Source organism: Desulfopila sp. IMCC35008, assembly GCF_010646885.2.
In the GTDB taxonomy this organism is placed as follows: domain Bacteria; phylum Desulfobacterota; class Desulfobulbia; order Desulfobulbales; family Desulfocapsaceae; genus Desulfopila.
This window is the reverse complement of sequence record NZ_CP050700.1, coordinates 2,247,275-2,271,385: the sequence shown is the minus strand read 5'-3', so window position 1 is coordinate 2,271,385 and position 24,111 is coordinate 2,247,275. Positions and strand designations below refer to the sequence as shown.

Here is a 24,111-nt window from a genome sequence, read left to right as displayed (position 1 = left end):
TATCAATGCCAATGACCCGATACGGACAAACCAGAAATGCCCTGAGTGACCATAACCTCGCACCCAAAAAAAGATTTGGGCAGAACTTTCTGGTCAACAGCAAGACTGCTATTAATATTGTCAAGGCCGCTAAAGTTCAGGCTGATGATACCATTGTCGAGGTTGGTGTTGGACTTGGAGCCCTGACTCAACCTTTGGCCGAAGCGGCCCAAAATGTAGTCGGCCTCGAAATAGACAGTGGAATAGTCAGGTTCCATGAGGAAGAGAATGATCTTCCTGAAAACGTTACGATCATTCACCTGGATGTCTTAAAAGCAGACTTTGATGATCTTTTTGCGACCTGTGGCGGCCCCCTGAAGATCGTTGCCAACCTCCCTTACTCTATCTCCAACCCCTTTATTTTTAAACTTATAGAAAACCGGCATCTAGTGGAATCGGCTGTAATCATGCTGCAAAAGGAGGTTGGTGAGAGATTGATGGCTATACCATCGACAAAAGAATATGGAATTCCATCAGTACTCTTGCAGAGCTGTGCGACAATTTCCAAACTCATGACTTTAAAACCGGCCGAGTTTCACCCAAGGCCTAAGATAGACTCGGTTATTATTAAGATGGTTTTCCATGCTGACAAACCCGTGTCAGAAAATGGGGATGAGATACATTTCCCCATTTTTCAGAAAATAATCCGCCAGTCTTTTAATCAGCGTCGTAAAACCATATCCAACACTCTTGCGAACTGCTGCTTTTTCTCACCTGACAAAAGTCTCGACAAACAGGAAAATAAACGATTAACACTTGAAGCTATTGAAGATGCAGGCATATCTCCATCAGTTAGACCGGAAGTCCTCTCCGTGGATCAGTTTATAAAGCTTGCCGTCTCTTTTGAAAGAATTATAAAAAGAGAAAAAGGTAGCTGGTGATCAATGCAGAATTTTGTTTTCCACAATCCTACCAAGGTTATTTTCGGTCAGGACACAATCCCCCTTGTTGGCGCAGAAACGTGCTCCCTGGGCAGAAGGGTACTGCTCGTAACCGGAATGTCTTCAGCGAAAGAGTCTGGTATTTTTCATGAGGTATCTGAAAGTATAACAGGAAATGGTGGGACTGTTTTCTGTCTTGAGGGTGTCATGCCAAATCCGACACTGGAAAAGGTAAGGAAAGGGATAGAACTAGTACGCAGGGAAAATATCGAAGTCATCTGTGGGCTCGGTGGGGGCTCCGTTATCGATTCGGCCAAGGCGATTGGGGCTGGCAGTGTGGTGCAGCACGATGTGTGGAAGTTCTTTACTGGCAAAAAATCTGTTCGCTCAACTCTGCCTGTTGTTACGGTCCCGACCATTGCCGCCTCAGGGTCGGAGGTGAACTCAGGCATGGTTCTGACAAACGTTGACACCTGCCAAAAATTCGGGTTTGCCAATAGGCACCTGTTCCCCAAAACAGCTATTATAGACCCGAAAACGACATTTACGGTACCTGGTAATCAGACAGCGTACGGTTGCATTGATGCCTTGACTCATATTTTCGAGTTTTATTTCACCAACAAACAGCCTGATGCCACTGTACAATATCATTACATGGAAGGGCTTGCCAGCACCCTGTTTGGCAATTGCCAATTGGCCCTGGACAATCCCTCTGATTACCAGGCTCGTGCCAACTTGATGTGGAGCAGTGCCCTCACCTTAAACGGACTCTGCGCTTCCGGCCTTGGCAAGGTGGGTTTTCCAATGCACTTAATTGAGCACTCCCTGTCCGCACTTTATAATATTCCTCATGGTGCAGGGCTTGCCATCGTTGGGCCTGGCTGGATGGAATCCAGGCATAAAGACGTGGGTGATCGTATTCAGCAGTTTTTCAGGATAACGGCAGACTCTCTTTACGCACCATCAGGCGTACTTGCCACTCTTGGCAATCTACGAAGTTGGTATGCTTCAATTGGTGCCCCGACCTATCTCGAGGACATTGGTGTGAATGAACAGGACTTACCGAAAATCGCAAGGAACAGTCAGGCCCTTGCCAAAGTGTGGAGAATGCGCGAATACGACGAGCAATTAGTCGAAAGAATATTGCGACAGTGTCTTCGCGAGAGCAACGGTTTACCATGAAATGGTAAAAAGCAGCAGGGAGCACATAATACGCGCCCTGCCGCCTTTTCGCTAACAATCAATTATTAATCGGCTCTCCGAATGGATTCAATTGGCCGGCTGCCGCAATATCCACTGTTACATAAAGAGTCACACTTGTGGTTCCGAAACTCCCTCCGACCCCTTCATCAAGAATAACCATACAGGTCCTGTTCGGTTTGGTGAAAGCGAGAAGGACGTTCTTATACTGAGCTTCGCCAACCAGTTTCCATTTCTTGTTTTCCATGGATGTGATGATGAAGTCCTTCAGGGAGCTCAGTTCAACACGGCCACTATAATTGAGGATGCCGCCCTTGAAAGAGTCGGTACGAATGGCCATGCTTTTTTCAGAGTTCCATTTCAGATCTACAGGCAGTTCAATATCATCAAAATTGCCGACAAGATTTGTGACAGGACCCATTTCTGCCGACATCGACGGGTTACTGGAGCTATACATATTCGAAGAACAACCGCTCATCGTCATCGCCAGCAAGGCCGCAGCAATACTTACCTTCGGCAGCCATTTACCAATTTTTTCCATCATCATCTATCCTCCAATTTTATATTTTTCGAAAGTAACATCCTGTAGGCCCCTTTAGTCTTTTGTACTGTCAAGAATCCTTCCCCTCTTCTCAATCCAGCTATTCAACGATTTATGGCGATTCAGGTTCACTGTTCATCTAATTATGATTTTCAATTTGTGATGTGATTTCTTATAGTCAGAAACAGGATATCCTATTGCGTCTCGTGCTGCAAGATCGTATGTTATTTTTACAGATCCGTGCGCGATGGTACATTACCCTATTCGGTTCACCTTGTAATAATCCGGAATCGTCCTGTAGTTCGATTCTTAGTAGCTCAACAATCATGTATCAATACAATAACATTCCTATGAGTACAGAAAATATCTTTGCCGTAGCTGACCTGCCTATTCGCCTCGGGCAATTTCTGAAACTGGCAGAAATGGTTCAGGATGGTTTTGAAGCCAAAATCCGAATACAGTACGGTGATGTTTTAGTAAATGACACCGTGGAAAAACAGCGGGGAAAACAACTCAAGGCAGGAGATACTGTCTCCTACTCAGGCAAAACATATAAACTCGTTGAAAAATAAACTCCGCATCCCACAGATGCATAACCTCATTTTAACAGAGGTATCATGAAACGTTTAATACTTGGCTGTCTTCTTTCTGCCTGCATCCTGCTATTCCCAATATCGACACTTTTTGCAGCAAACATTCAGGTTCTGCACTCGGCTAATTTGTTAGGCGAGACGGCCCCCTGTGGTTGAAAATCCAGCCAACTGGGCGGTCTGTCCAGACGGATTTTTCTGATACATGAGTGGCAACAAATAAACAATGTTACAACCATTCTCGTTGATTCCGGCAATATCCTTTTCAAAAGAATCGGACAGAAGAGGGCTTCCGAACAGGACAAGATTACCGCGCAGACCATCCAGGAGCTCTATATAAAATCGGGATACCACGGCATGGCAGTTGGTCCTCACGATCTGTCTACAGGCATTGAACCCCTCATAGAGTCGAGTCTGAAAGGTGTTCCATGGATTTCTGCCAATATGCGAGACCCACAGAATAAACCATTAGTTTCGCCGTGGCGTATTGTTGAAAATGAAAACTTCAATACAGGTATTATTGGTCTCACTGCCCTTCATGAAACAAAGGATTCAAATTACCGTATACTTCCCTGGCAAGAGGTTTTACCTGATATAATCCGGTCTCTCTCTCCTGTGTGCGATTTTCTCATTTTATTATCCAACATGACGGAATCGACAAACAAAGAAATAGCATCCCGTTTTCCTCATATTCAACTGATTATTGGTGCAGATTCCAGACTTGGGAACAAGGTCCCGTTGCTGGTCAACAACACAGTCATCACCCAAACCCATACTCGGGGGAAATATTTTGGCCGTTTCCAGATCGAGTGGAACGAAATACCTCTCTGGGATGAGGCCAACAAAAGAGAGGTCGTTAAAAATCTATTAATTGACGCTGAGTCACAGAATGCGACAGAGCGCATCCCAATTAACGACAGGTATCTTGAACAATTGATAAATATTGATAATTCACCGGAGGCGATCCCTGCCGGTGGAATGTATAGCTACCGCTTCATACCACTTAACAATGCTATTCCAGAAGATCCGGTAGCCGTATCTGTTCTTAATGATATGCAAAAAAAAATCAGAAGCCAAAATAGAAAAACCGCTGCGGGCATAACTGACAAAAAGCAAAAGGTACAAGCGTTCGCCGGTTCAGGATCCTGCGTCGAATGCCATCAAGCACAAACAGAATTCTGGAAGAGCACAGGTCACGCCATAGCTTATGACACCCTGGTAATAAAACAGCAACAGTACAATCTCAACTGTCTCTCCTGCCATGTCACATGGGATTTAGATAGTGGCCTGGAAAGCGGTGGAACGAACCTGTTGACCCTTGCCCCTGTAATGCAATCTGTCGGATGTGAGATGTGCCACGGCCCCCTTCCCCAACATCCGGAGGGGCCGAATACACCTTACACGATCTCCGCCGACACCTGCATACGCTGCCACACAAAAGAAATGGATGACACATTTAATTTTCAAGAGAGGGTCAGAAAGATCCAGTGCCCTGGAAATTAATGAGGAAAATAGCTTAGACGAAGAAAGGGGCGTGATCGTTACCGATCACGCCCCTTTTTCAATACAACTGTTTTCGGCTTTCACCGAAAACAAATTATTCGATTATTAGCAGCCGAACGCATTTTGCAGATTCGGAACAGTTTGCTTTTTACGGCTCATCATTCCATCGATCCACATTGATCCGCCTTCAAGTTTGCCGCTGAAAGCGCCCTCAATCAGTGCGGTATCGTCAGAAAGGACAACAAGGTCGGTTCCTTCTTTAACAACGTCGGTGAGCATCAGCAGTACAGAGTGACGTCCGTCAGCTTTTACTTCTTCCATTGCCTTTACGAGATCATCGCGAATTGCTGCTACCTGATCGATAGTTGCGAGTTCAAGCTGGCCAACACCAACTTTATTTCCTTTCATATCGAAATCTTTATAGTCACGGAACAGCAGGTCCTTTGCAGGAACACCGTCAACAGAAGACTTGGCCTTCAGCATATCCATGAAAAGAGCTTCTGTATCATCAACACCGGCAACAACTTTCAGCTCGCTTACTGCTACCTTGTCATCTTCGGTACAGGTCGGCGACTTAAAGTTAACGGTATCGCTGAGAATAGCGGCAAGCATTCCACCAGCAATATCTTTCGGAATAGCAACACCAGCTTCTTTAAACATCTTATTCAGCACTGTACCGGTACAGCCAACAGGCTCAGCACGGAAAAGAATAGGGTTGTTGGTGGTAACATCACCAATTTTGTGATGGTCAACGATGGTGACGACGTTGGCGTCAGCAAGGTTGGCGGGTCCCTGACCGATGTCACTGAAATCAACAAGTGCTACGTCCTGCCCGGCCACGTCAGTCACCTCTTCAGGAGCTGTGAGGCCGAATCTTTCAAGAACCATTGTGGATTCAGGATTCAGGTTGTCAACTGCAGACTGCATACATGCCTTTGCTTCCTGCCCTTGAGCGTTCAACAGGGTAGCGAGGGCGATTGCAGAGGTTACAGAATCGGTATCCGGGTTAGAATGTCCTACTACACAAATTGCCATTTTTTTCCTCCATTAATTTAATTAATAAAATCAACTAACTGAAAACTATAATATAAGTCAGTGCGACCTGTGTTTTTCATTGGAAAAAGACAGCTTAACATAGTGAATTCACAGATTCGAGTCAAGCAGAAAAACAAGAGAAATCGGTTAACACCCGTGTGAAGATAAAACTCTTAAGAGCTGTTTATCGAATTGAAAGACACAAAAAGCTTCCTGAAGAGCAGCATTATACATTTGCCTGGCCATATCAATACTATAAAAGGAGCAGCGTGGTCGGATAATGCACTATTATATAACTTTGCGACTGCTGTTAACTCACATTTATCCAAGCAATTCAATAGTAATTGGTTCGTGACTTCTTTATTCTATCGGTTTATATTACTTTACTGAAAACACTTATATCACTAATTATAAACAGTTAGACTATGTCACCCCAAAACGAAAACGATCGACCGCACTCAAGGAGAAGGCAAATAAAGAGAAGCCCTTTACCTTGGTTTCTGGCATTTCTTGTAGTGATAACCGGGATACTCGCATACTTCCTTTATTTTGACCGGCAATCTCCGCCATTGTCAGGTCAAATTGACCAACACCTCTCTGACAATGCTGTTGATAGCCAATCAGGTTCGGGTTCATCCCAACCTTCTGGCCGATCAGGTACAAACCACCCTCTTGAAGATGTAACCGATAACACTGATTATGATGCGGCCGAGGCAGAGCCCTTACCTGATGGCTCATCCACGGTTCAGGAGGACATCCTTAAAGCCCCCTCCACCGAAAAGTTGTTGCCCCTAGGTGATCCGGAATCAGAATTTGACCAGACAGACTTAGGACTGAATTGCAGTCCATCGATCCTCACTATCAAGGATTTTTATTCACATCTCGACCAACAGGATTATCTTACACCATATCAACTGGATAAACCAAGTGAGATGTATTTTTCCGACCTTTTGCAAAAGGTTGTAGATAACCCTCCGATAGTCACAGGGGAAACCGACGACCTCTTTAATATTCTCCAGAACACTGCCCACTTCTTTCGCATTGTCGGCAAGAAAAATATTTTTACCTTAAAAGCTATTCTTGACCGCGAGAAAGATTCTTTCGAAAACGTCCTGGCAGAATTTTACAAACTTACTGAATCCCCCTCCTGTCTGAAGGAAGGTTTTGACCTCATGATTCCCGACACAGCTCTCTATGATTATGCAGGTTTTTTCCTGAACACCATGGGTGGTAGATTGTACCTTTTTCGGCGGGATTCAGTTTCCAGATTGGCAGTTAGTTATTATTCTATACTTATTGTTGATAAAGCCAACAGCAATGGAACCAATAAGCATGGCATCGATATCGGCCCGGCAATCCGTTCCCTCATCGATGAACTTGAAAACAGCGGTTCACGGCTTCGTTTGCGAGATGATTATCTCGACAAGCTCTACAATTTGGAAGAAAAATACATGTAATTTGGGGGCTGTCATTATTCAGCCTTGTAATCATAAAAACTTCGAGCATACTTTCATTTATACACGGTGAGGCTGATATGGATAGCTGGTACGTTGCAGTAAACGGTCAACAACAGGGACCATTTTCAAAGATTCAGGTTCAACAGGGACTTCAGTCCGGGTTATATAAAAATGAAACAATGGTTTGGCGACAGGGTTTCCAGGACTGGATGCCGATTCATTCGGTTCCCGAACTGCAGGGTCAGGCACCCGCTTCTGCCCCTCCCCCGCCGAAAGGGGGCGCTATTGCCCACGAAATCGATTATGAAATTTTCGGAAACGAGATGCAATTTGTCGAAATCGAACTTGATCCACAAGAAAGTGCCGTGGCCGAAGCAGGGGCCATGATGTACATGTCGGACGGTATCCAGATGGAGACTATTTTTGGTGATGGAAGCCAGGGGTCCGAACAGGGTGGACTGTTCGACAAAATGCTTGGTGCTGGCAAACGCCTGGTCACAGGAGAAAGTCTCTTTACCACGGTGTTCACCCAGGCGAGTGCCGGCAAAGGTAAAGTCGCGTTTGCTTCCCCTTATCCCGGTAAAATCATCCCACTTGACCTGACCAACTACAACAACAAGCTGGTCTGCCAGAAGGACGCCTTTCTCTGTGCCGCTAAAGGTGTAGCCATTGGTGTTGAGTTCCAGAAAAAAATTGGCACGGCCCTCTTTGGCGGTGAGGGTTTTATCATGCAAAAGCTAGAAGGAGATGGTCTTACATTTGTCCATGCAGGCGGAACTATTATTGAAAAAGAGCTTTCAGCTGGCGAGATATTACGTGTCGATACCGGTTGTCTCGTTGCCTTGACCCAGACAGTCAATTATGATATCGAATTTGTCGGTGGTGTAAAATCCGCATTATTTGGAGGGGAAGGTTTTTTCTTCGCCTCCCTGAGAGGTCCAGGTCATGTATGGCTTCAGTCATTACCATTTTCTCGTCTAGCCGGCAGGATACATGAATCTGCCCCACAAAATAATGCCGGTTTTTCAACAACCGGAGAAGGATCTGTCCTGGGTGGATTAGGCAACCTTTTTGAGAGGTAACACTCACACAGCATGTCACACATACAACTGTTATCATTTCACAACTTAATATTATGTCCTTTTTTTTACTCAGACATGTGTTTGCCATTCAATGACAAATGCTATATAGTAGTAGCAGAACTTTAAAAGTAAAAAACAGGACCGATCATGGAAGGTGCAGTAACAAATATTACCCCATCGCCTTTAAAAATTGTCCAACCTACGTTCACTGGTTCTGGAGCATCAGGTTCTTCGCATAATGAACACCTCAATGGCAGGAAACGCCGTTCTGAAGGTATCGACAAGGTCACCCTTTCACCAGCCTCGCGAGACCAGCAGGGTAATGCCTCTTCTTCTGAACGTGCTTCCGGCACAGGCACAGGCGCCACCGGTGAACTGACCACAGCCGAACAGACTCAACTCAGACAGTTGAAATCACGCGATCTCGAAGTGAAAACACACGAACAGGCCCATATGGCAGCTGCGGGCCAATATGCAGCAAGTGGCGCGTCTTTCACTTATCAGCGTGGCCCTGACGGCAACAGATATGCTGTTGGAGGTGAGGTTCAAATAGATATCGGCAAGGAGTCAACCCCGGAAGAAACCATTCAGAAAATGGAGACCATCGGACGGGCTGCACTTGCCCCCGCAAACCCCTCCCCCGCTGACAGGCAAATTGCTGCCCAGGCTGCGATGAAGGCCTCGCAGGCAAGACAGGAACTCCTGCAACAAGACCAAGATGAAAGTTCAACTGTTCAGGATCAGGAAAAGAACTCGGATGACACCACGGCTCCAGAAGCCGGCAGGCAAGCTGCCATCGAACCGCTTGATCCTGATGTTGCAGGATCCGCAACATTAAAAACCATGATTGAGTCGTATCAAACCATACTGGCAATGCGCTGACCCCAGCTCCTGCTCAAAGATCAATCACTCCCAAATAATTAAACCCTCCATAACGACAACATGTTCACCAATTCACAGGATTACAATAAGGATCTGTTTGGTTTTCTGCAGCAATCCCCCACCGCTTTCCACACAACCAGAACCATTCAAAAGAGATTGGTGAAAGCTGGTTTTAAGGAGTTGGACGAGAGCAAGGGATGGAAATTAAAACCTGAAAACGGATACTTTGTTGTTCGTGACAATAGTGCTATTTGCGCATTCACTCTCGGAAAAAAACAGATCCCTTCAGATGGCTTCAGGATGACTGCCAGCCACAACGACAGCCCTGGTTTGCAGATCAAGCCGGTCGCTGCCATTGAATCACCACCCTATCTGCAGCTTGGCGTGGAAGTCTACGGCAGCCCCCTGTTGCACCAATGGTTCGACAGGGATCTCGGGCTCGCCGGAAGGGTTTGCGCCAAAACAAATGCCGAAAGTTACCAGGAATTCCTCATCGATTTCAAGCGTCCCCTGCTGACGATACCCACGGTGGCCATTCATCTGGACAGGGAGGCCAATACAAGCAAGTCTATAGACAAACAAAAACTTCTCCCTCCTCTTCTTGCCCAGAAAATTGGTGATCAATTACCGAATTTTCATGAAATCCTGCTTCAGAGGATTAAAAAGCAATATCCAAAACCCAAAATCTCAAAAATTCTCAGCTTTGACCTCTTCTGTTATGACAGCCAGGCTCCGGCATTTCTTGGGCTCAATAACGAGTTTATCGCAGCTGGCAGACTAGATAATCAATTAAGTTGTCATGCCGGGGTCATGGCCCTCTGTCAGAGTAGTGGTACTATGAACAGCATGTTTATCTGTACAAATCATGAGGAAAATGGCTCCACTTCAGTGAGCGGTGCCAATAGCTCTTTTGTGACTGACATTTTCTCGAGAATAATACCGGATCCCGAGCAACGATATATTTCTTTGCGGAACTCCTTTCTGGTATCCATGGACAATGCCCATGGTGTTCACCCTAACTATATGGAGTTGTCAGACCCCAATCATTCAGTGAACCTCAACGAGGGCCTAGTAATCAAAATAAATGCCAACCAGCGGTATGCAACAAACAGCCGTTCTTCCGCAAGATTCAAGTTAATAGCGGAAAAAGCAGGCGTCCCTGTGCAAGAGTTTGTCATGCGCAGTGACATGCCATGTGGTAGTACTGTTGGACCGATGACAGCGGCTAAACTCGGTGTTGATACCATTGATATAGGTGTCCCGACATTCGGAATGCATTCGATAAGGGAAATTACCGGCAGTAGCGATCCATACATGCTTTATCAGACTATTATTGAATTTCTGCAATAGAGTGACAGATGAAAAATCACCTCTTCCGAATGATCTGTACAGGAATCGCGATTTTTCATTTCGTTCCCTTGGCAGCAGTTGCTTCAAGCAGTGACCTGCACTCGTATGTCAGGCGGTATCAGTCGACGAAACTTTCCCATGAAGCAATCAACAGGATCTCCAGGTACGATCATCTTATCGAGTATTTTACCAATTTTAATTACTATGTGCCTAACCACAAAGTAAGTCCCGAGTTCATTAAAGCCCTTATCCTTGCTGAATCAGGAGCAAACCCCAGAGCGGTATCTCCTAAAATGGCATACGGTCTCGGACAGATCATCCTCTCTACGGGAAAAGAGGCGGGTCTCGAGCTTTTTAAATCGACGACCCATTTTAAATACGTACCGAAATCAACCCTTAAAAACATAACCAAGGAAGACCTGTTCGACCCAGCGACTAACATCCTCCTCACCTGTTTCTTAATTTCCAAGTACAATTACAAGTTCGATGGACGACTGGAGCTGGTTCTCTCAGCCTGGAACGCCGGTGAAAACACCGACTCTCTCGCAAAGGGTAATCATGCACCGTACAAGGAGACCAAAGACCTAATAGGCAAGGTGAACGGTTATTACCTACACCTGTTACGTAAAAAAGGCGCAATCCGCTGATACTGCAGAACCAGGCTTTCACGTTTTCATATCAACATTCCAGCCCAACTCACTCATCATTTCAGAAGGTACCGCATGGACTCATGAAAGACTGATTACCCTTATAAGCCTCCCTCTTCTTCAGCGAAGGAGCAGGGCGAGTTTTTTCAAGGGCCCGACATAAACCGATTCGTGCAGAGCCTGTAAGACGAGTCGCCCCGAACCAATTATGTGGCTGACATTACAGGTGAATTCAGAATGTAAGATTCAGATTAAACCGCCAGGTCAATCTGCTGAACCGTCCCCACTGATCCGTCATCCCCCAGGTAGACACTGCTTTCCCTCACCTGCCCGAGCAGGCTGTTCCCCTCACCTTTCAAGAAAAACGGGGTTTCAATGTGATGAAGGTAAATGGCTCCCACTCCTTTTTCACCCAGAGCAAAGAGCTGATCATTCCCACTTTCATCCTTTGTCCAGATCCGCAATCGGTTGTAAATGGAATCGTTCTCATCAATCCAGTTATTACCGTCTGCATCGTAGGCGGCAAGTTCACTGAAACCTCGACCGGTTTGAGGACCAAACAGTTCGAGTCCGTTATCAACTATACCATTCTCATTTTTATCCAGGACAAGATAACCACTATTAGGTCCCACAAAACCAATTTGATCATTCTTTCCGTCAGCATCAATATCAAATTCAAAATCCCTGTTGTGAATCTCAGCAGCCCCACCGCCAAAATTGACAACCAAAGGATCCTTTAATGGCTCTCCGACCATAATATTAACATGGTGTTCCGTCATAAACTCGCGACTCATATTGAGTCGTACGTTAAAACCTATCTCTTGCCCGTCCTCTGTCTGTATTGTTCCCGAACTCTCAAAACTTGTGGATTCGTACTCGTAATGCGATTCATAGTAGTCATACTCCATGCCAAAACCCTGTCCCACAACGGGTGAAAGCTCATCAGCCGGTGCTTCATTTGTCTCAACCGGTCCTGAGGCCCCGACCTCACCTGGGATCCTGAAGTCCATTATTTTACCGGTGATCCGTTCTATCATTTCTTTTAATATCTCAAGATTGAGATCTGCCATTATTTTGTGTCCTTCAGGGACCGGTGCAACCAGTGCCCTTCGTGGACGCCCTTGCATGGCCACACTAGAGAGCTGAACGTCGTCCGTCTGTATCTGTCCGACAGACGTGCTATTTATGTTCTTCGTTACAACAGAAGGATTGTCTTTTAGCCTTTTCTCTACCAGAGGTTGCTTATCTTTATCTCCCCAGGTTCGCAGGCTTTCCCGTTTTACCGTTTTTTCAACGGCAGTTCGTTCCGAAAAAAGATCGACAGTGTAATCTGATATTTTCATGGCATGCCCTCCGTGGCATTGGCGGTAGCCCCTGTCAGGCAACCCATCCTCGGCAAAAAAATAAGTTTGCTGCTTATCTGTTTCGACTGTTTATAACGGAACCTTTAGAAAAAAAATCAAGATTTGCTAATATAGTTTTTAATTATTTTCTTAAAGTGCGCACAAAACCCTATCAGCTATCTATTTAATTTTTGAGGACTTCATCGAATGGTACAAAAATAAAACCCATATTTTCAATATGTAAGGAGCGCCGAATACTACAATGTAATATTGACAAACAAATGACCACAATGTAGAATTCTGTCCTGTAATGAGCGGTTGTCATGTGCCAAGGCTATTGGACAACCCCGACTTTTATTCATTCGTTGAAGGTTGCCATATGACTGTCGAGCCGCTATCTGCCCAGGTAGCAACACTGTATCGTTTTTGTGCCCTGTCCATGCAGTTCCCAGAACCGGGATGGTTCACAGAAGAATACAGGAATAGTCTCTACCTGATCCTTGAAAGTCTTGAGGCTGACAGGGAGATAGAGAAACTCAAGCAGGCTTTCTCCAAACCAGGCGATATTCTGGAAGAACTCCAGATTGAGCACACCAGGCTCTTCATAAACGGCGTTCCGCACGTTGCCGCTCCACCCTACGGTTCTGTCTACATTGACAAGTCCCTGCAGGGAGTACATACAGAAAAGACCCTGCAGTTTTACCGGGAACATGGTTATCAACTCAAGGCTAACTCCGATTTGCCGGATCATATCTGTCATCAACTCGAATTTCTTTCTCTTTTGGCCGGGCAGAGTGACGGTCCAGCTGAGACAGAATTTATTAATAAGTTATTTCTACCGTGGTTTCCACATTTCAAGAAAAGAGTAGAGGAAGAGGCTCAACACCCCTTTTACTCTGTAATTGTTCAACTCATTGATTTTTTCACAATGGAGGAAAACGAACATGGCATTTAATGTAACGAGGCGTAGATTTTTGCAATCGGCCTCCCTCGCAGCCGTTTCCATCCCGCTTTCCAAAGTGGTTTCAGCAGAAACCAGCTTTACGCCGTCTCCCCTGGAAGCGAAAGGCACCCTCAACGAGGAGAAAGTTGCCGGCGGAATCTGCGAAATGTGTTTCTGGCGCTGTCAACTCGTCGGCAAGAAACGCGACGGTCGTCTGATTAAACTGGAAGGAAATCCAAAGTCAATTGATAATGGAACTTCCATTTGCGCCAGGGGCAATGCCGGAATTAAGCTCCTCTACGATCCGGATCGCCTGAAGTACCCCTTGAAAAATGTAGGGGAAAGAGGCAAGCCGGTTTGGAAGAAAATTAGTTGGGATGAAGCGTTAAAAGAATGCTCTACCCGTCTCAAAACTGTTGTCGACAAATACGGTCCACAAGGGATTGCAGTATTCCCTCACGGTTCATCGGCTAAATATCCGATGCATTTTTTTGAAAGAACAGTTGGGACCCATAACGTCAGTGAAGCTTCATTCTATCAGTGTCGAGGTATACGCGATATGGCCTATGTGGCCACTACCGGCAAACCACCAGGAGAAAAAGTTGATATGCCTAATGCCAAGGCTATCCTGTTGGTCGGTTCCCATATTGGTGAGAATGTTCATGTTTCCCACGTTAAAGCCTATATAAAGGGCTTACAGCGTGGCGCCAAACTCATCGTCGTCGATCCACGTTACTCTGCTGCCGCCGCAAAATCGGATATCTGGGTAAAAATCAAACCCGGAACAGACACCGCCTTTTTGCTTGCAATAATGAACTACCTGGTTAAGAACGAAAAGTATGACGTCGATTTTATTGACGAACATGGCGAAGGTTTTGACGAATTCAAGGCCGGTATCTCAGAGTGGACCCTTGAGAAGGCAGCCAAAGAGTGTGAACTCGATCCAAAACAAATCCAGGAAGTTGCGGATCTTCTTGCAGATAGCGCCCCGAGCGTCAGTATTCACCCTGGACGACATGTCTCATGGTACGGCAACGACTTCCAGCGTCAGCGTTCCCTGGCATGCCTTACCGGGCTTCTTGGAGCTTACTACAGTAAGGGTGGCTGGGTTCCCGGAAAGGGACCAAAAGTCGGTGGTGTCAGTTGGGCGAAACATGATCACGGCCTGGAGCACAACCTCAACTACAATGAGGATGAAGAGGCCAAGTATCCACTGCACCCACCGGGAACACCAACTGAATTGATCCGTGATGCCGCGCTAACCGGTAAACCATATCCGATCAAGGGCTGTGTAATGTGGGGACAGAACCCCATCCAGACCATCCCCGGACCCGACAAGATGAAGGACGTTCTCAAGCAGATGGATTTTGTCATGTGTGTCGACGTAATGCCGACAGATGCAACCATGTATGCTGACATCCTGCTCCCTGAAGTGAGTTATCTTGAGAGATACGACCTTGTTAAAACCGGGACTCAGTGGGATTTCTCTGAAAAACAACAACAGTATATCGCAGCCCGTTTCCCACTGGTTGAACCGATGTTTGAGCGTAAAGACCAGATTTTCATTACCAACGCCATTGCCGAAGGCATGGGATATAAAGATGCAATCCCGGTTAAGACGGTGGAAGAGATGGTCGACAAGAACCTCAAAGTCGCCGGATTATCCCTCGATCAGCTGAAAAAAGAGGACGGTATTCATCTTCAGGATGGTAAGGACCCATATACGATGCCCGAAGATTTTGAGGTACTGTTCTACAACGAGGATGTTGAAGACCTTGGTTTCCCGGGTGTACCAACGTATATCCCTGTTGATCAGGTTCCTGGCGGATATGCACGGTTGCTCTATGGTCGTGTCCCTGTCCACACCTTCAACAGAACCCAGAACAATACCTGGTTGCATCAGGCCATGCCGGAAAATCCGGTATGGGTTAACGATCAGGTTGCGGCCAAACTTGGTCTCAAAGAAGGGGACCAGGTTGGGTTTATCAACAGTGAGGGCGCAAAGTCACGCACCACAACATCCGTTAAAGTAACCCCAGGTATGCGTAAAGACTGTGTCTATATGGCACACGGATATGGTTCTGCCAACCCGCTGATGACGGTAGGTGTCGATGCTGGTGTTGACGACCAGAGCTTGATCACCAAAATCTCGGTTGATCCGGAGACCGGTGCTCACGGCATGCGTAACAACTTTGTTAAATTGATAAAAGATGGCAAGGTGCTGGATATTCCGGCGTAATAATATTCACGTACAGTTCTCTTTAGGAGGATACAATAGATGCAATATGGAATGATAATTGATCTTGAAAGATGCGTCGGTTGCCATGCCTGTACTATTGCCTGTAAGGCAGAATGGGAGGTTCCCGTTGAATTTGGCAGGAACTGGGTAAATCGACTTGGTCCAACGATCGTTAATGATGAGATGGCTGCGACATATTATATAGGGCTTTGCAACCATTGCACCGACCCTGTCTGTGTCCCGGAGTGTCCCGCAGACACGGAAGATGTAACCTTTACCGACCCAAAGAGCGGCAAGACTGTCACCATGGAGGTCGCTGCTACCTGGAAGGACCCTTTCGACGGAACCGTCCAGATAGACAAGAACCGCTGTATTGGCTGCGGAGCCTGTGTCGATGCCTGTCCCTATAATGCTCGGTATGTAAACCCTGCACTCGTAGACGATGTAAGCGAAGACGGCAAAGCCGACAAATGCACCTACTGCAAGCCACGTGTTGATAGTGGGGCAATACCCGCCTGTGTACAGACCTGCATCACAGGAGCCAGGATTTTCGGTGATCTCGATGATCCGGAATCTGAGCCTGCCAAACTGGTCAAGAAAGGCGCAATCGGCATTGAGCCTGTTGACGGTAATCTCGGACCGAACTCCCGTTACATAGGCAAAAAGAAAGATATGGATCTGCTGTTTGGCACCTCCACCCCCGAACTTGCCGATCTCAACCATGTGCGCAGAAGAGCCATGCTGGCCTCTCTGCGAAGATCTGCCACGAAAACCCTGCGCAATGTAGGTATGGTAGGTGTTGTTGGCTCTCTTATCGCTGCCGGTGTTGCGACATCTGATTCAGAGAAGGAAGAGTAGTTTTTTTGCTTCTCATACAACGTAAAACAAAGGGGCATGATCAAAACTTGATCATGCCCCTTTCTATTTCTGAATATATCATGCCCGTCAGTTTTGTAGCGGGGCGACTCATTTCATTTGAAATATTTCAGCAATGCGTGCAATGTCGTCATCGGGTGCGGTGGGCAACCTGGTATATAAAGATCAACAGGAAGCAGGCTATTCAGATCCCCGACGATTTCATCACTTCCATAGAACGGCCCACCGGAAATTGAACAGCACCCACTGGCGATAACGACCTTTGGCGCAGGTACCGCTTCATAGGTATCCAGCAACGCTTTGGTCATATTGCGTGAAACAGGTCCAGTAACATGTATACCATCCGCATGCCTCGGGGACGCCACAAAATCTATTCCAAAACGTGAAAGGTCAAAAAACGGCGTACCGAGAACATTGGTGTCGGCCTCACAGGAATTGCAGCCAGCCGCTGATACTTGTCGAAGCTGCAGGGATCTGCCAAAAAGTTTTTTGAAATGCTGTTTGGAGTGTTCAGCCAGTTCCGGCAAGACACCATCTGTCACCAGGGCATCACGCGAAGCTGTACCAAGCTCAAAATTCTGGCTGAAACGAACAAACTCACCCTCGCCTTCAACCTCACACTGGCCACAAAAAGTACACTTTCCAAGATCAATAGTTTTGTTGTGCGGGTCTATCGCATCCTGAGGGCAGATCCCAACACATAGTTGAATAATCTCATCCCGGCATTCCTTATTAATAACAGGCAGCCCCCTGTATCTCTTATATAAAGAGATCGGTTCAGCAGGATATTTTGAGGTTTTACACCCCTGTTCCATCTTATTCTTGATGATTTTCAGCATAATAATAGCCTTCTTCTATATGAAAGAGATTGATATCATCGTTAGAGGTCAAAACCACAGTACGAGAGATTGTAGCTTTTATTGCATAAGGGAAAATCTGAAATTTCCTGATTCCTTAAGGACATTGCAAGTCCGGTCCAGTTATGAAAAGATGGATCCTTGATTTTATAGCGCTGTATATCCCCTTTACTATCCGTAAGGATACAGTGGGAAAGCTCCCCTCTCCAGCCCTCATTAACGGTGACTACAAACGAATCACACATCAGCTTGTGTTCTTGCATCTGTACTGCTGTTGCGGCTGATTCCAGCACCTCATATTTGTCCAGTAGCATGGAAACAAGGCTCAGTGAGTGCATTACTTCCCCTCTCCTTACTGTTGCCCTGCTGTTCACATCTCCATCTGTCACGTTATTGTTGTTGGCTGGCAGTTCTCCATAGATTTCTGAAGGGAATTCCCTTCTTGCATCATAGGCGATACCGCAGGCCCTGCCAGCATACCCGACTAAACCAAGGTCTTTTGCCATATCGTGTTTGACGGTACCTGTATACTCAAAACGTGCCAGCACCGTATGGGCAGTAAATAACAGGTCGCATACATGTTCAATTTCGGGCGTTATCTCAGCAAGTTTATCTCTCAAAAGTTGACATTGTTCTGCACCCATTACATGGGCAACTCCACCGGGACGAACAAGACCTTTACCGAAACGATTGCCGCTCAACACTTGTAATAAATTCAGGAATTCGCCGCGTATACGTCCGAAATATGCAGCAGGCGGATTAAAAGCAACATCACCACTCAAGGCCCCAAGATCGCCAATATGATTGGCGATTCGTTCAAGTTCAAGGGCGATTGAACGAACAATTTTTGCCTTTATATCAACCTGTAGGTTCGCCAAGGCTTCAAGTGCCTGACACATGCACAAGTTATGGCCGACTGAAGTATCACCTGCTATCGACTCACAGATAATCGGAAACCGCTTCCGGGGTACCGTCGGCAGCATTTTTTCGATGCCTCTGTGCTGGTATCCCAGCTGGATCTCAAGATGCAGTACCTCTTCACCTGCGCATTGAAAACGGAAATGACCCGGCTCAATAATACCGGCATGGACCGGCCCAACGGCAACTTCATGTATCGACTCGCCTTCGACTCTGAAGTAATCGTAATTACCAGGAATATTTTCTTTGTAATCATTATCGAAGACATCCTTCTCACAGGTATAGTTTTGATGATACCTCACCATTTTCAGCCAAGGATGACCATCCGGTCGGATCCCATATTGTTCAGCAATTTCCCGCTCAAACATATGGAACTTTTCACTCACGGTACCGGTAAGGGATTTAAACGTCGCTCCTGTCTCGGTGGCGACTACATAGAGTTTCTTGTTCCGAACGACGGCTAGTAAGTGGTAACTACCGGTCTCCTGATAGCAGAAAAACTGGACGATATATCCATCATTTCTGATAAAGTCCGAAAGTGTCCTGTAAAATTGATCAAATGGAACCTGGGGTATCAATTTTCTGGAAACGGCAACACCGTTTTCTATTTCCAGGAGATTATCCATGAATACCACCCCCGATAATTTCAATTGAATTCATTATTGTTGCATAGACAATATCTGGCAGCCAGACACAAAGGAGTATGGATGCAAGAAGAAGGATATACGATGGGATAAGGCGGAGTGACTTCTCCTGCACTTTCACAGATTCTAACTCCTTTCCAAAAGACATAGCGATAAAGACCCTGCCTGTCCCGGCAAAAACGAGTATGAGTGCGAAAATCAACAATCCGGTACTGATATACCATTGGCCTTTTATAGCACCAATGATGATTAACAATTCACTGACAAACATGCCGAACGGCGGGAGGCCGGACACACCTATGAACCCGGCGAGAAAACAGATACATGTCTTGGGAAGATACTTGATAATTCCGCCGATTCGCTGCACAAGTTTTGTTTCGAAACCGAGTAAAATGTTTCCTGCAGAGAGGAAAAGCGAGGACTTCAGCAATGAATGATGAATCATGTGCAAAAAAGCACCGTATAAGGCGATTCCGCCAATGCCTACTCCAAAGGCAATAATTCCCATGTTTTTTATACTTGAATACGCGAGCATCCTCTTGTAGTCAGTTTGCCCGACAATAAATATGCCGCCTACCAGTACAGAGACGATACCAAAACCAACGAGGACATTCCCTGCAAAATCACCAAGATTGGCTGCGTTCATCAAAACATGTACTTTATAGATACCCAGAAATGCGCAGTTGAGCAGTGCTCCTGAAAGCAGTGCAGAGGCAGGACTCGGTGCTTCGCTATGAGCATCAGGAAGCCAAGTGTGCATAGGTGCCAGCCCCATCTTGGTTCCGAAACCTATTACCACAAATACAAATCCAACCTTCAACCATACTGGATCCAGTTGTAAAGCCACCCCGTTGAGTGAACTAAAGGCCAATGAAGACTCTACGTTCCGCAGATCCATTGACAAGGTAATAAAAAAGCAACCAAGCAACGCAAGGGCGATACCAACAGAACAGATAAGCACGTATTTCCATGTCGCCTCCAGTGCCTCCTTAGATCGATGAATAAAAATGAGCGGTGCACTGACAAGTGTCGTTGCCTCAATAGCTGTCCAAAGAACAATGGGATGATCTGACAGAGTGACCATCGACATGGTGCCGAGAAAGAGCAGCATGCAACAGATGAACACCGCTACGTTTTCCATCTTCGTTTCCTTGATATAGGCAAAGGCGTATATCGAAATACAGACAAAGACAAAAGAGGTAACCAGCAGCACTAACAGTCCTTCAGGTGATGCCGCAAAAAATGCTGGAAATGTTGGGGTCAGTAGTTTCATCCAGGCCATGATGGTAAGCTGCAAGTGAAACAGTGCTGTTGCAAGCAGCAGTATCCTGCCCATACCAGAAGGTAATGCAAAAGCTGCAAGACCAGCCAGGACAGGTAGTAAAAAGATTAGTTCTATCATGTTATCAATCCTTTAATCGTCCAAGAAATGTAGTGTCCACATCATCAAATGCACTGTTGATGTTGTGCAGGATGATTCCCATAATCATGACCCCGACCAGAACATCAAGCAATACACCAAACTCGACCACATAGATTGTGTGGCTGTGTTTCGTAAGCGCAGTTCCTACAAGATAGATACCATTCTCCAACATCAGGTACCCTATAACCTGGGTAATCGCCTTACGTCTGGCCATCATCAGAAAGAAACCTGTAGCCATGGTAGTGATTGCAGTTATCAGCACCATGTCGTGTCCTTTAGGAAGCGTAAGGCGGAGGTGGTTAGTGATAAACACAGAAATCAGGATAATTGCCAGGCCTGAAAGGATTGATGCGTGGTATCCGATAAGCGGTTCAATTTCACGTTTTATAGACACCCTCTTGATAGCCATATATAAAAGTCCGGGAATAAGGATGCCTTTTATCAGAATCATGATCTGGTAAAAGATTATGGCTCCAGTGCCAAGGCTTATTTCATCTCGTAAAAATATTGGAACAAGAGAAACCACTACACCCTGTAATGCCACAATATGAATCAAGTTCATCAACCGCGAAGAGGCGAGTGATAACAAAATGGAGAGCAGAATTAGAACCAGAAGCATCTCTGAAATATTTATCATTGAAACACCCCCATTGTTAAGATTGCAGCAAATAACACCAGGGCAAAGGATGTGAGAATAAACTTGGGTACATTATCCATCTTGAACCTGGCCATTATCGATTCCGTCACCCCAATCCCAACGTAAATCATCGAAAGAATCCCATAAAACATAAGAAGGTTGGCAGCACTGTTTGCCAGAGTGAACGGACAGATAATATGCGTTATAAAGGCTGAGAAAAAGAACAGTTTGTAAAATGAACCGAGTTCAATTAAAGCAAGATCCGGTCCGCTGTGATCAAGAATCATAACCTCGTGAATCATGGTCAATTCGAGATGGGTCGCAGGGTCATCGACAGGTACCCTTGAGTTCTCCGTCAACAAAACCATAAACATTGATACGATCACGAAAATCAGCAGTGCACCTGAAGATCCAATCAGGCTGATCGGGTTCTGACCGGTAAAATATTCGGCGAATCCAAGTGATCCGTTAAACCGGTAAAAGAGAATCAACACCGTAAAAATTGTAATTTCGGCAAGTGTTGAAAAAAACACTTCTCTGGCTGCGCCCATGCCCTCGAAAGGTGATGCGGTATCAAGTGCTGCAGCTACCGTAAAAAATCGTCCCATACCCATCAGGTAGAAAAGTACGATCACATCTCCATGAAAGGAGAAAAGCGGATCTATTCCGGCAAAAGGAAAAAACAGCAGGACAATTGCCGATGTTGCAAAGGATAGAATGGGCCCGAGTTTAAAGACAAAAGTGGAACTTGTACTATAGACGGAGCCTTTGCGTAGAAGTTTAAAAATTGTGTAGTATTTAATTAAAAGTGGTGGTCCCTGCTTCCCGGCAAAAAAAGCTTTCACCTTCAGGATAATACCGGGGAAGAGTGGCGCCGTGAGTATGGCGATTATAAGCGATATATATGTTTCCATTACCTTCCTCTGTTAAGAGAATACCTGTCGCGATCGCCTGTCATACAAACAGGAGAAGTACAATGATCGTCACAATGATATAGCCGATATACAACTGAATGTGGCCATGTTGAATCCAGCGTAGTTTCCCGAGGATATAAACAATAGGCGTGACAATACGTTCTATCAGAGTCGTTTCCGCAATATCATCTATATGGGTTTCATATGTTGTTTTTCCGGGGAAAATCCTGTTAATCCCGGAATATGAGGTTTTCACTCCCACAAACGGTCGGAAAAAATCAATAATACTCATGGCATAGGATGTGCCGGTATATTGCATCCTGACTGTGGGCTGTGTAAATCCGCATCCCCAGGTCGGTGAGGCTGATATATCCTTTTTTCGGTAACAGATCTTACGGAAAAGGATGGTTAACAGAAACAGAACCAGAAAAATGCGAGAGGCCAGAGCCAGGTTTCCAGCTACCCGGCCAACCTCCTCTGAGCCACCAGGGATGAATGTACTTACATCTCTCAACCCCATAAAGGCTAAGTCTACAAATGGTTCCGGGAAAACTCCGATAATAAGACAACCTGCTGCAAGAAGCATCATGGCAAAGGTCATGGTGAAACCTGCCTCTCCAACCTGCATAGCTCTTTCCGTCCGTGGTTCACCCAGAAAGACTATACCTACAACTTTTGAAAAGCATGAAGCGGCCAGACCGCCAATGATGGCAAGAGATAAAATTGCCAGGACAGTCAGTATAAATGAAGAACCATTTATAGTGAGACCATGAAAGGCACCATAGTAAATAAGGAACTCACTGATAAATCCATTAAACGGTGGCAACCCGGCGATGGCTACAGAACCGGTCAGAAAGGTCTTACCCGTGATCGGCATCCGTTTTATCAACCCTCCGAGTTGATCTATATCCTTTGTGCCGGTTTTCTGCACAACTGCACCCGCTCCCAAAAACAGCAGTGGTTTGAATATGGAGTGGTTGAGCACGTGCAGAAGGCTTCCAGCAAGGCCGAAGCCTGCCATAACTGCATTCCCGGATGTTATCCCGATCATACCAATTCCGGTACCGATCAGGATTATGCCGATATTTTCAACACTGGAATAGGCAAGTAATTTCTTCAAATCTTGTTTTCCCAGGGCATATACCACACCCAACACACCGGAAATCATACCGAAAACAAGAATCACCTGACCACAAACAGGATTATTGATGTCGAGTAAAAAATAGAGCCTTATTATTCCGTAAATTCCCATCTTGATCATGACGCCGGACATGACAGCCGATATATTGCTTGGAGCAGCCGGGTGGGCATGCGGCAACCAGATATGCAGGGGAAAGATACCAGCCTTTGAACCAAACCCGACAAGCGCGAGAAAAAAGACAATAACCTTAATATTTTCATCCATTCCTGAAAATATGGTGAAATCAAAACTTCCCGTTTGGGTATAGGCAAGAGCAAAGGCAATGAATAGAAACATCGCCCCGGTCTGGGTAAAAATGAAATATATAAAACCTGCCCTGCGCGTTGTCTCTTTGGTGTATTCATGTACAACCAGGAAGAATGAAGAGAGCGACATGAGCTCCCAAGCCAGGGCAAAACTGACGATGTTATCGGCAGTGGCAACCAGTGCCATGGAAACTATAAGAATGGAAGCAAAGAAGAAGCTTACACCTATTCGTTTTGCCTGTCCCTTCTTCTCCATGTAATGAAAACAATAAATTACCGTGAGCGGACAAACCACAAAAATAGGAATAAGAAAAAATGCTGAGAGAGAATCGAGGGTAAAAGATAGGGTAAAAGTCTGAAGCCAGGGATAAGAGAGTTTAACAGCTGCAGCCCCTTGCAGGGGTGCAAAAATCGAATACAAACCTATGAGACAACCTGCGGTAGTTATCGCGATAAAACCGGCTTTCATCAGGCTGAATTGTCGAAAGGTTATGAGTGAAAATAAACCTCCGGCAAATAAAACAGTAAGTGAAAGGAAAAAGGTTTCCATCTGTCCTCGTTTTAATTTATTTTGGGGTACCTTGATAAATTTGACATCGAGATAACCTGTAAGTGTTATTCTATGGCGAATGTTGAGTCGCCTGCGTTGGCCATTGAGTCAGCA

Annotated in this window: 22 protein-coding genes; 12 read left to right on the top strand and 10 right to left on the bottom strand. The window is 45.7% G+C overall.

Going from position 1 to position 24,111, the window contains the following annotated elements:
- Positions 1-5: 5 nt before the first annotated feature.
- Together rsmA and GA520_RS09985 are read left to right on the top strand one after the other, a co-directional pair.
- Entirely contained in the window at positions 6-920 is a 915-nt protein-coding gene (gene rsmA / locus GA520_RS09990; RefSeq protein WP_240910072.1) for a 16S rRNA (adenine(1518)-N(6)/adenine(1519)-N(6))-dimethyltransferase RsmA, read from the top strand.
- Positions 921-923: 3 nt separating this feature from the next.
- Positions 924-2,102, top strand: coding sequence for an iron-containing alcohol dehydrogenase (locus GA520_RS09985; RefSeq protein ID WP_163336746.1), 1,179 nt, complete (start codon positions 924-926; stop codon positions 2,100-2,102).
- Positions 2,103-2,160: 58 nt separating this feature from the next.
- Here GA520_RS09985 and GA520_RS09980 read toward each other — a convergent pair whose 3' ends face one another.
- Positions 2,161-2,667 (bottom strand): hypothetical protein, encoded by a 507-nt coding sequence (locus GA520_RS09980; RefSeq protein WP_163336747.1) that lies wholly within the window; start codon positions 2,665-2,667, stop codon positions 2,161-2,163.
- Positions 2,668-3,011: 344 nt separating this feature from the next.
- On the opposite strand from GA520_RS09980, the gene GA520_RS09975 reads away from it, so the two are divergent.
- Positions 3,012-3,233 (top strand): RNA-binding S4 domain-containing protein, encoded by a 222-nt coding sequence (locus GA520_RS09975; RefSeq protein ID WP_163336748.1) that lies wholly within the window; start codon positions 3,012-3,014, stop codon positions 3,231-3,233.
- A gap of 150 nt (positions 3,234-3,383) precedes the next feature.
- On the opposite strand, the gene GA520_RS09970 is transcribed toward GA520_RS09975, so the two are convergent.
- Positions 3,384-3,605, bottom strand: a complete 222-nt coding sequence (locus tag GA520_RS09970) for a hypothetical protein (protein ID WP_163336749.1) — start codon at positions 3,603-3,605, stop codon at positions 3,384-3,386.
- Between the two features lie 3 nt (positions 3,606-3,608).
- Here GA520_RS09970 and GA520_RS09965 point away from each other — a divergent pair, with 3 nt between their 5' ends.
- Positions 3,609-4,754, top strand: coding sequence for a multiheme c-type cytochrome (locus tag GA520_RS09965; protein WP_163336750.1), 1,146 nt, complete (start codon positions 3,609-3,611; stop codon positions 4,752-4,754).
- Positions 4,755-4,859: 105 nt separating this feature from the next.
- Here GA520_RS09965 and GA520_RS09960 read toward each other — a convergent pair whose 3' ends face one another.
- Entirely contained in the window at positions 4,860-5,789 is a 930-nt protein-coding gene (locus GA520_RS09960; protein WP_163336751.1) for a manganese-dependent inorganic pyrophosphatase, read from the bottom strand.
- 425 nt (positions 5,790-6,214) lie between these two features.
- Between GA520_RS09960 and GA520_RS09955 the strand changes: the two genes are divergently transcribed.
- The 5 genes from GA520_RS09955 (at position 6,215) to GA520_RS09930 (ending at position 11,207) form a co-directional block, all read left to right on the top strand.
- Positions 6,215-7,246, top strand: a complete 1,032-nt coding sequence (locus GA520_RS09955; RefSeq protein WP_163336752.1) for a hypothetical protein — start codon at positions 6,215-6,217, stop codon at positions 7,244-7,246.
- 77 nt (positions 7,247-7,323) lie between these two features.
- Positions 7,324-8,328 (top strand): TIGR00266 family protein, encoded by a 1,005-nt coding sequence (locus GA520_RS09945; protein ID WP_163336753.1) that lies wholly within the window; start codon positions 7,324-7,326, stop codon positions 8,326-8,328.
- Positions 8,329-8,475: 147 nt separating this feature from the next.
- Entirely contained in the window at positions 8,476-9,210 is a 735-nt protein-coding gene (locus tag GA520_RS09940; RefSeq protein WP_163336754.1) for a putative metalloprotease CJM1_0395 family protein, read from the top strand.
- A gap of 60 nt (positions 9,211-9,270) precedes the next feature.
- Positions 9,271-10,560, top strand: a complete 1,290-nt coding sequence (locus GA520_RS09935; protein WP_163336755.1) for a M18 family aminopeptidase — start codon at positions 9,271-9,273, stop codon at positions 10,558-10,560.
- A gap of 8 nt (positions 10,561-10,568) precedes the next feature.
- Complete coding sequence (locus GA520_RS09930; RefSeq protein WP_240910073.1) at positions 10,569-11,207, top strand: lytic transglycosylase domain-containing protein; 639 nt, start codon at positions 10,569-10,571, stop codon at positions 11,205-11,207.
- Between the two features lie 251 nt (positions 11,208-11,458).
- Here the strand turns inward: GA520_RS09930 and GA520_RS09925 are convergent, their stop codons facing one another.
- Positions 11,459-12,550 carry a hypothetical protein gene (locus tag GA520_RS09925; RefSeq protein ID WP_163336756.1) on the bottom strand — a complete coding sequence of 364 codons (1,092 nt, stop codon included), beginning with the start codon at positions 12,548-12,550 and terminating at the stop codon, positions 11,459-11,461.
- Positions 12,551-12,929: 379 nt separating this feature from the next.
- On the opposite strand from GA520_RS09925, the gene GA520_RS09920 reads away from it, so the two are divergent.
- Genes GA520_RS09920 through GA520_RS09910 form a run of 3 tightly spaced genes read left to right on the top strand, consistent with a single transcriptional unit; the run spans position 12,930 to position 16,590 of the window.
- On the top strand, positions 12,930-13,505 hold the full coding sequence (locus GA520_RS09920; RefSeq protein WP_163336757.1) for a molecular chaperone: 576 nt from the start codon (positions 12,930-12,932) through the stop codon (positions 13,503-13,505).
- Complete coding sequence (locus GA520_RS09915; RefSeq protein WP_163336758.1) at positions 13,495-15,732, top strand: molybdopterin-dependent oxidoreductase; 2,238 nt, start codon at positions 13,495-13,497, stop codon at positions 15,730-15,732. Before GA520_RS09920 ends, GA520_RS09915 begins: the two co-directional genes overlap by 11 nt.
- A gap of 39 nt (positions 15,733-15,771) precedes the next feature.
- Complete coding sequence (locus GA520_RS09910) at positions 15,772-16,590, top strand: 4Fe-4S dicluster domain-containing protein (RefSeq protein ID WP_163336759.1); 819 nt, start codon at positions 15,772-15,774, stop codon at positions 16,588-16,590.
- Positions 16,591-16,703: 113 nt separating this feature from the next.
- On the opposite strand, the gene GA520_RS09905 is transcribed toward GA520_RS09910, so the two are convergent.
- Genes GA520_RS09905 through GA520_RS09880 form a run of 6 tightly spaced genes read right to left on the bottom strand, consistent with a single transcriptional unit; the run spans position 16,704 to position 23,997 of the window.
- Positions 16,704-17,447, bottom strand: a complete 744-nt coding sequence (locus GA520_RS09905) for a hydrogenase (protein ID WP_163336760.1) — start codon at positions 17,445-17,447, stop codon at positions 16,704-16,706.
- A 41-nt stretch (positions 17,448-17,488) separates the two neighbouring features.
- Positions 17,489-19,009 (bottom strand): NADH-quinone oxidoreductase subunit C, encoded by a 1,521-nt coding sequence (locus GA520_RS09900; RefSeq protein WP_163336761.1) that lies wholly within the window; start codon positions 19,007-19,009, stop codon positions 17,489-17,491.
- Entirely contained in the window at positions 19,002-20,429 is a 1,428-nt protein-coding gene (locus GA520_RS09895) for a proton-conducting transporter membrane subunit (protein ID WP_163336762.1), read from the bottom strand. Before GA520_RS09895 ends, GA520_RS09900 begins: the two co-directional genes overlap by 8 nt.
- Before the next feature lie 4 nt (positions 20,430-20,433).
- A complete protein-coding gene (locus GA520_RS09890) occupies positions 20,434-21,087 on the bottom strand; it encodes a hydrogenase (protein ID WP_163336763.1) in 654 nt (217 codons plus the stop codon).
- On the bottom strand, positions 21,084-22,001 hold the full coding sequence (locus tag GA520_RS09885) for a respiratory chain complex I subunit 1 family protein (RefSeq protein ID WP_163336764.1): 918 nt from the start codon (positions 21,999-22,001) through the stop codon (positions 21,084-21,086). The genes GA520_RS09890 and GA520_RS09885 overlap by 4 nt, the downstream gene beginning before the upstream one ends.
- Before the next feature lie 40 nt (positions 22,002-22,041).
- Positions 22,042-23,997: a proton-conducting transporter membrane subunit gene (locus GA520_RS09880; protein ID WP_163336765.1), complete on the bottom strand. Its 1,956-nt coding sequence runs from the start codon at positions 23,995-23,997 to the stop codon at positions 22,042-22,044.
- Positions 23,998-24,111: the final 114 nt, after the last annotated feature.

Coding starts and splice junctions, on each gene's coding strand:
- GA520_RS09915 (WP_163336758.1), top strand. CDS start 13,495: ATGGCATTTAATGTAACGAGGCGTAGATTTTTGCAATCGGCCTCCCTC.
- GA520_RS09880 (WP_163336765.1), bottom strand. CDS start 23,997: ATGGAAACCTTTTTCCTTTCACTTACTGTTTTATTTGCCGGAGGTTTA.
- rsmA (WP_240910072.1), top strand. CDS start 6: ATGCCAATGACCCGATACGGACAAACCAGAAATGCCCTGAGTGACCAT.
- GA520_RS09965 (WP_163336750.1), top strand. CDS start 3,609: ATGGCAGTTGGTCCTCACGATCTGTCTACAGGCATTGAACCCCTCATA.
- GA520_RS09905 (WP_163336760.1), bottom strand. CDS start 17,447: ATGCTGAAAATCATCAAGAATAAGATGGAACAGGGGTGTAAAACCTCA.
- GA520_RS09960 (WP_163336751.1), bottom strand. CDS start 5,789: ATGGCAATTTGTGTAGTAGGACATTCTAACCCGGATACCGATTCTGTA.
- GA520_RS09930 (WP_240910073.1), top strand. CDS start 10,569: ATGAAAAATCACCTCTTCCGAATGATCTGTACAGGAATCGCGATTTTT.
- GA520_RS09980 (WP_163336747.1), bottom strand. CDS start 2,667: ATGATGATGGAAAAAATTGGTAAATGGCTGCCGAAGGTAAGTATTGCT.
- GA520_RS09955 (WP_163336752.1), top strand. CDS start 6,215: ATGTCACCCCAAAACGAAAACGATCGACCGCACTCAAGGAGAAGGCAA.
- GA520_RS09910 (WP_163336759.1), top strand. CDS start 15,772: ATGCAATATGGAATGATAATTGATCTTGAAAGATGCGTCGGTTGCCAT.
- GA520_RS09935 (WP_163336755.1), top strand. CDS start 9,271: ATGTTCACCAATTCACAGGATTACAATAAGGATCTGTTTGGTTTTCTG.
- GA520_RS09925 (WP_163336756.1), bottom strand. CDS start 12,550: ATGAAAATATCAGATTACACTGTCGATCTTTTTTCGGAACGAACTGCC.
- GA520_RS09985 (WP_163336746.1), top strand. CDS start 924: ATGCAGAATTTTGTTTTCCACAATCCTACCAAGGTTATTTTCGGTCAG.
- GA520_RS09895 (WP_163336762.1), bottom strand. CDS start 20,429: ATGATAGAACTAATCTTTTTACTACCTGTCCTGGCTGGTCTTGCAGCT.
- GA520_RS09945 (WP_163336753.1), top strand. CDS start 7,324: ATGGATAGCTGGTACGTTGCAGTAAACGGTCAACAACAGGGACCATTT.
- GA520_RS09890 (WP_163336763.1), bottom strand. CDS start 21,087: ATGATAAATATTTCAGAGATGCTTCTGGTTCTAATTCTGCTCTCCATT.
- GA520_RS09900 (WP_163336761.1), bottom strand. CDS start 19,009: ATGGATAATCTCCTGGAAATAGAAAACGGTGTTGCCGTTTCCAGAAAA.
- GA520_RS09975 (WP_163336748.1), top strand. CDS start 3,012: ATGAGTACAGAAAATATCTTTGCCGTAGCTGACCTGCCTATTCGCCTC.
- GA520_RS09920 (WP_163336757.1), top strand. CDS start 12,930: ATGACTGTCGAGCCGCTATCTGCCCAGGTAGCAACACTGTATCGTTTT.
- GA520_RS09940 (WP_163336754.1), top strand. CDS start 8,476: ATGGAAGGTGCAGTAACAAATATTACCCCATCGCCTTTAAAAATTGTC.
- GA520_RS09885 (WP_163336764.1), bottom strand. CDS start 22,001: ATGGAAACATATATATCGCTTATAATCGCCATACTCACGGCGCCACTC.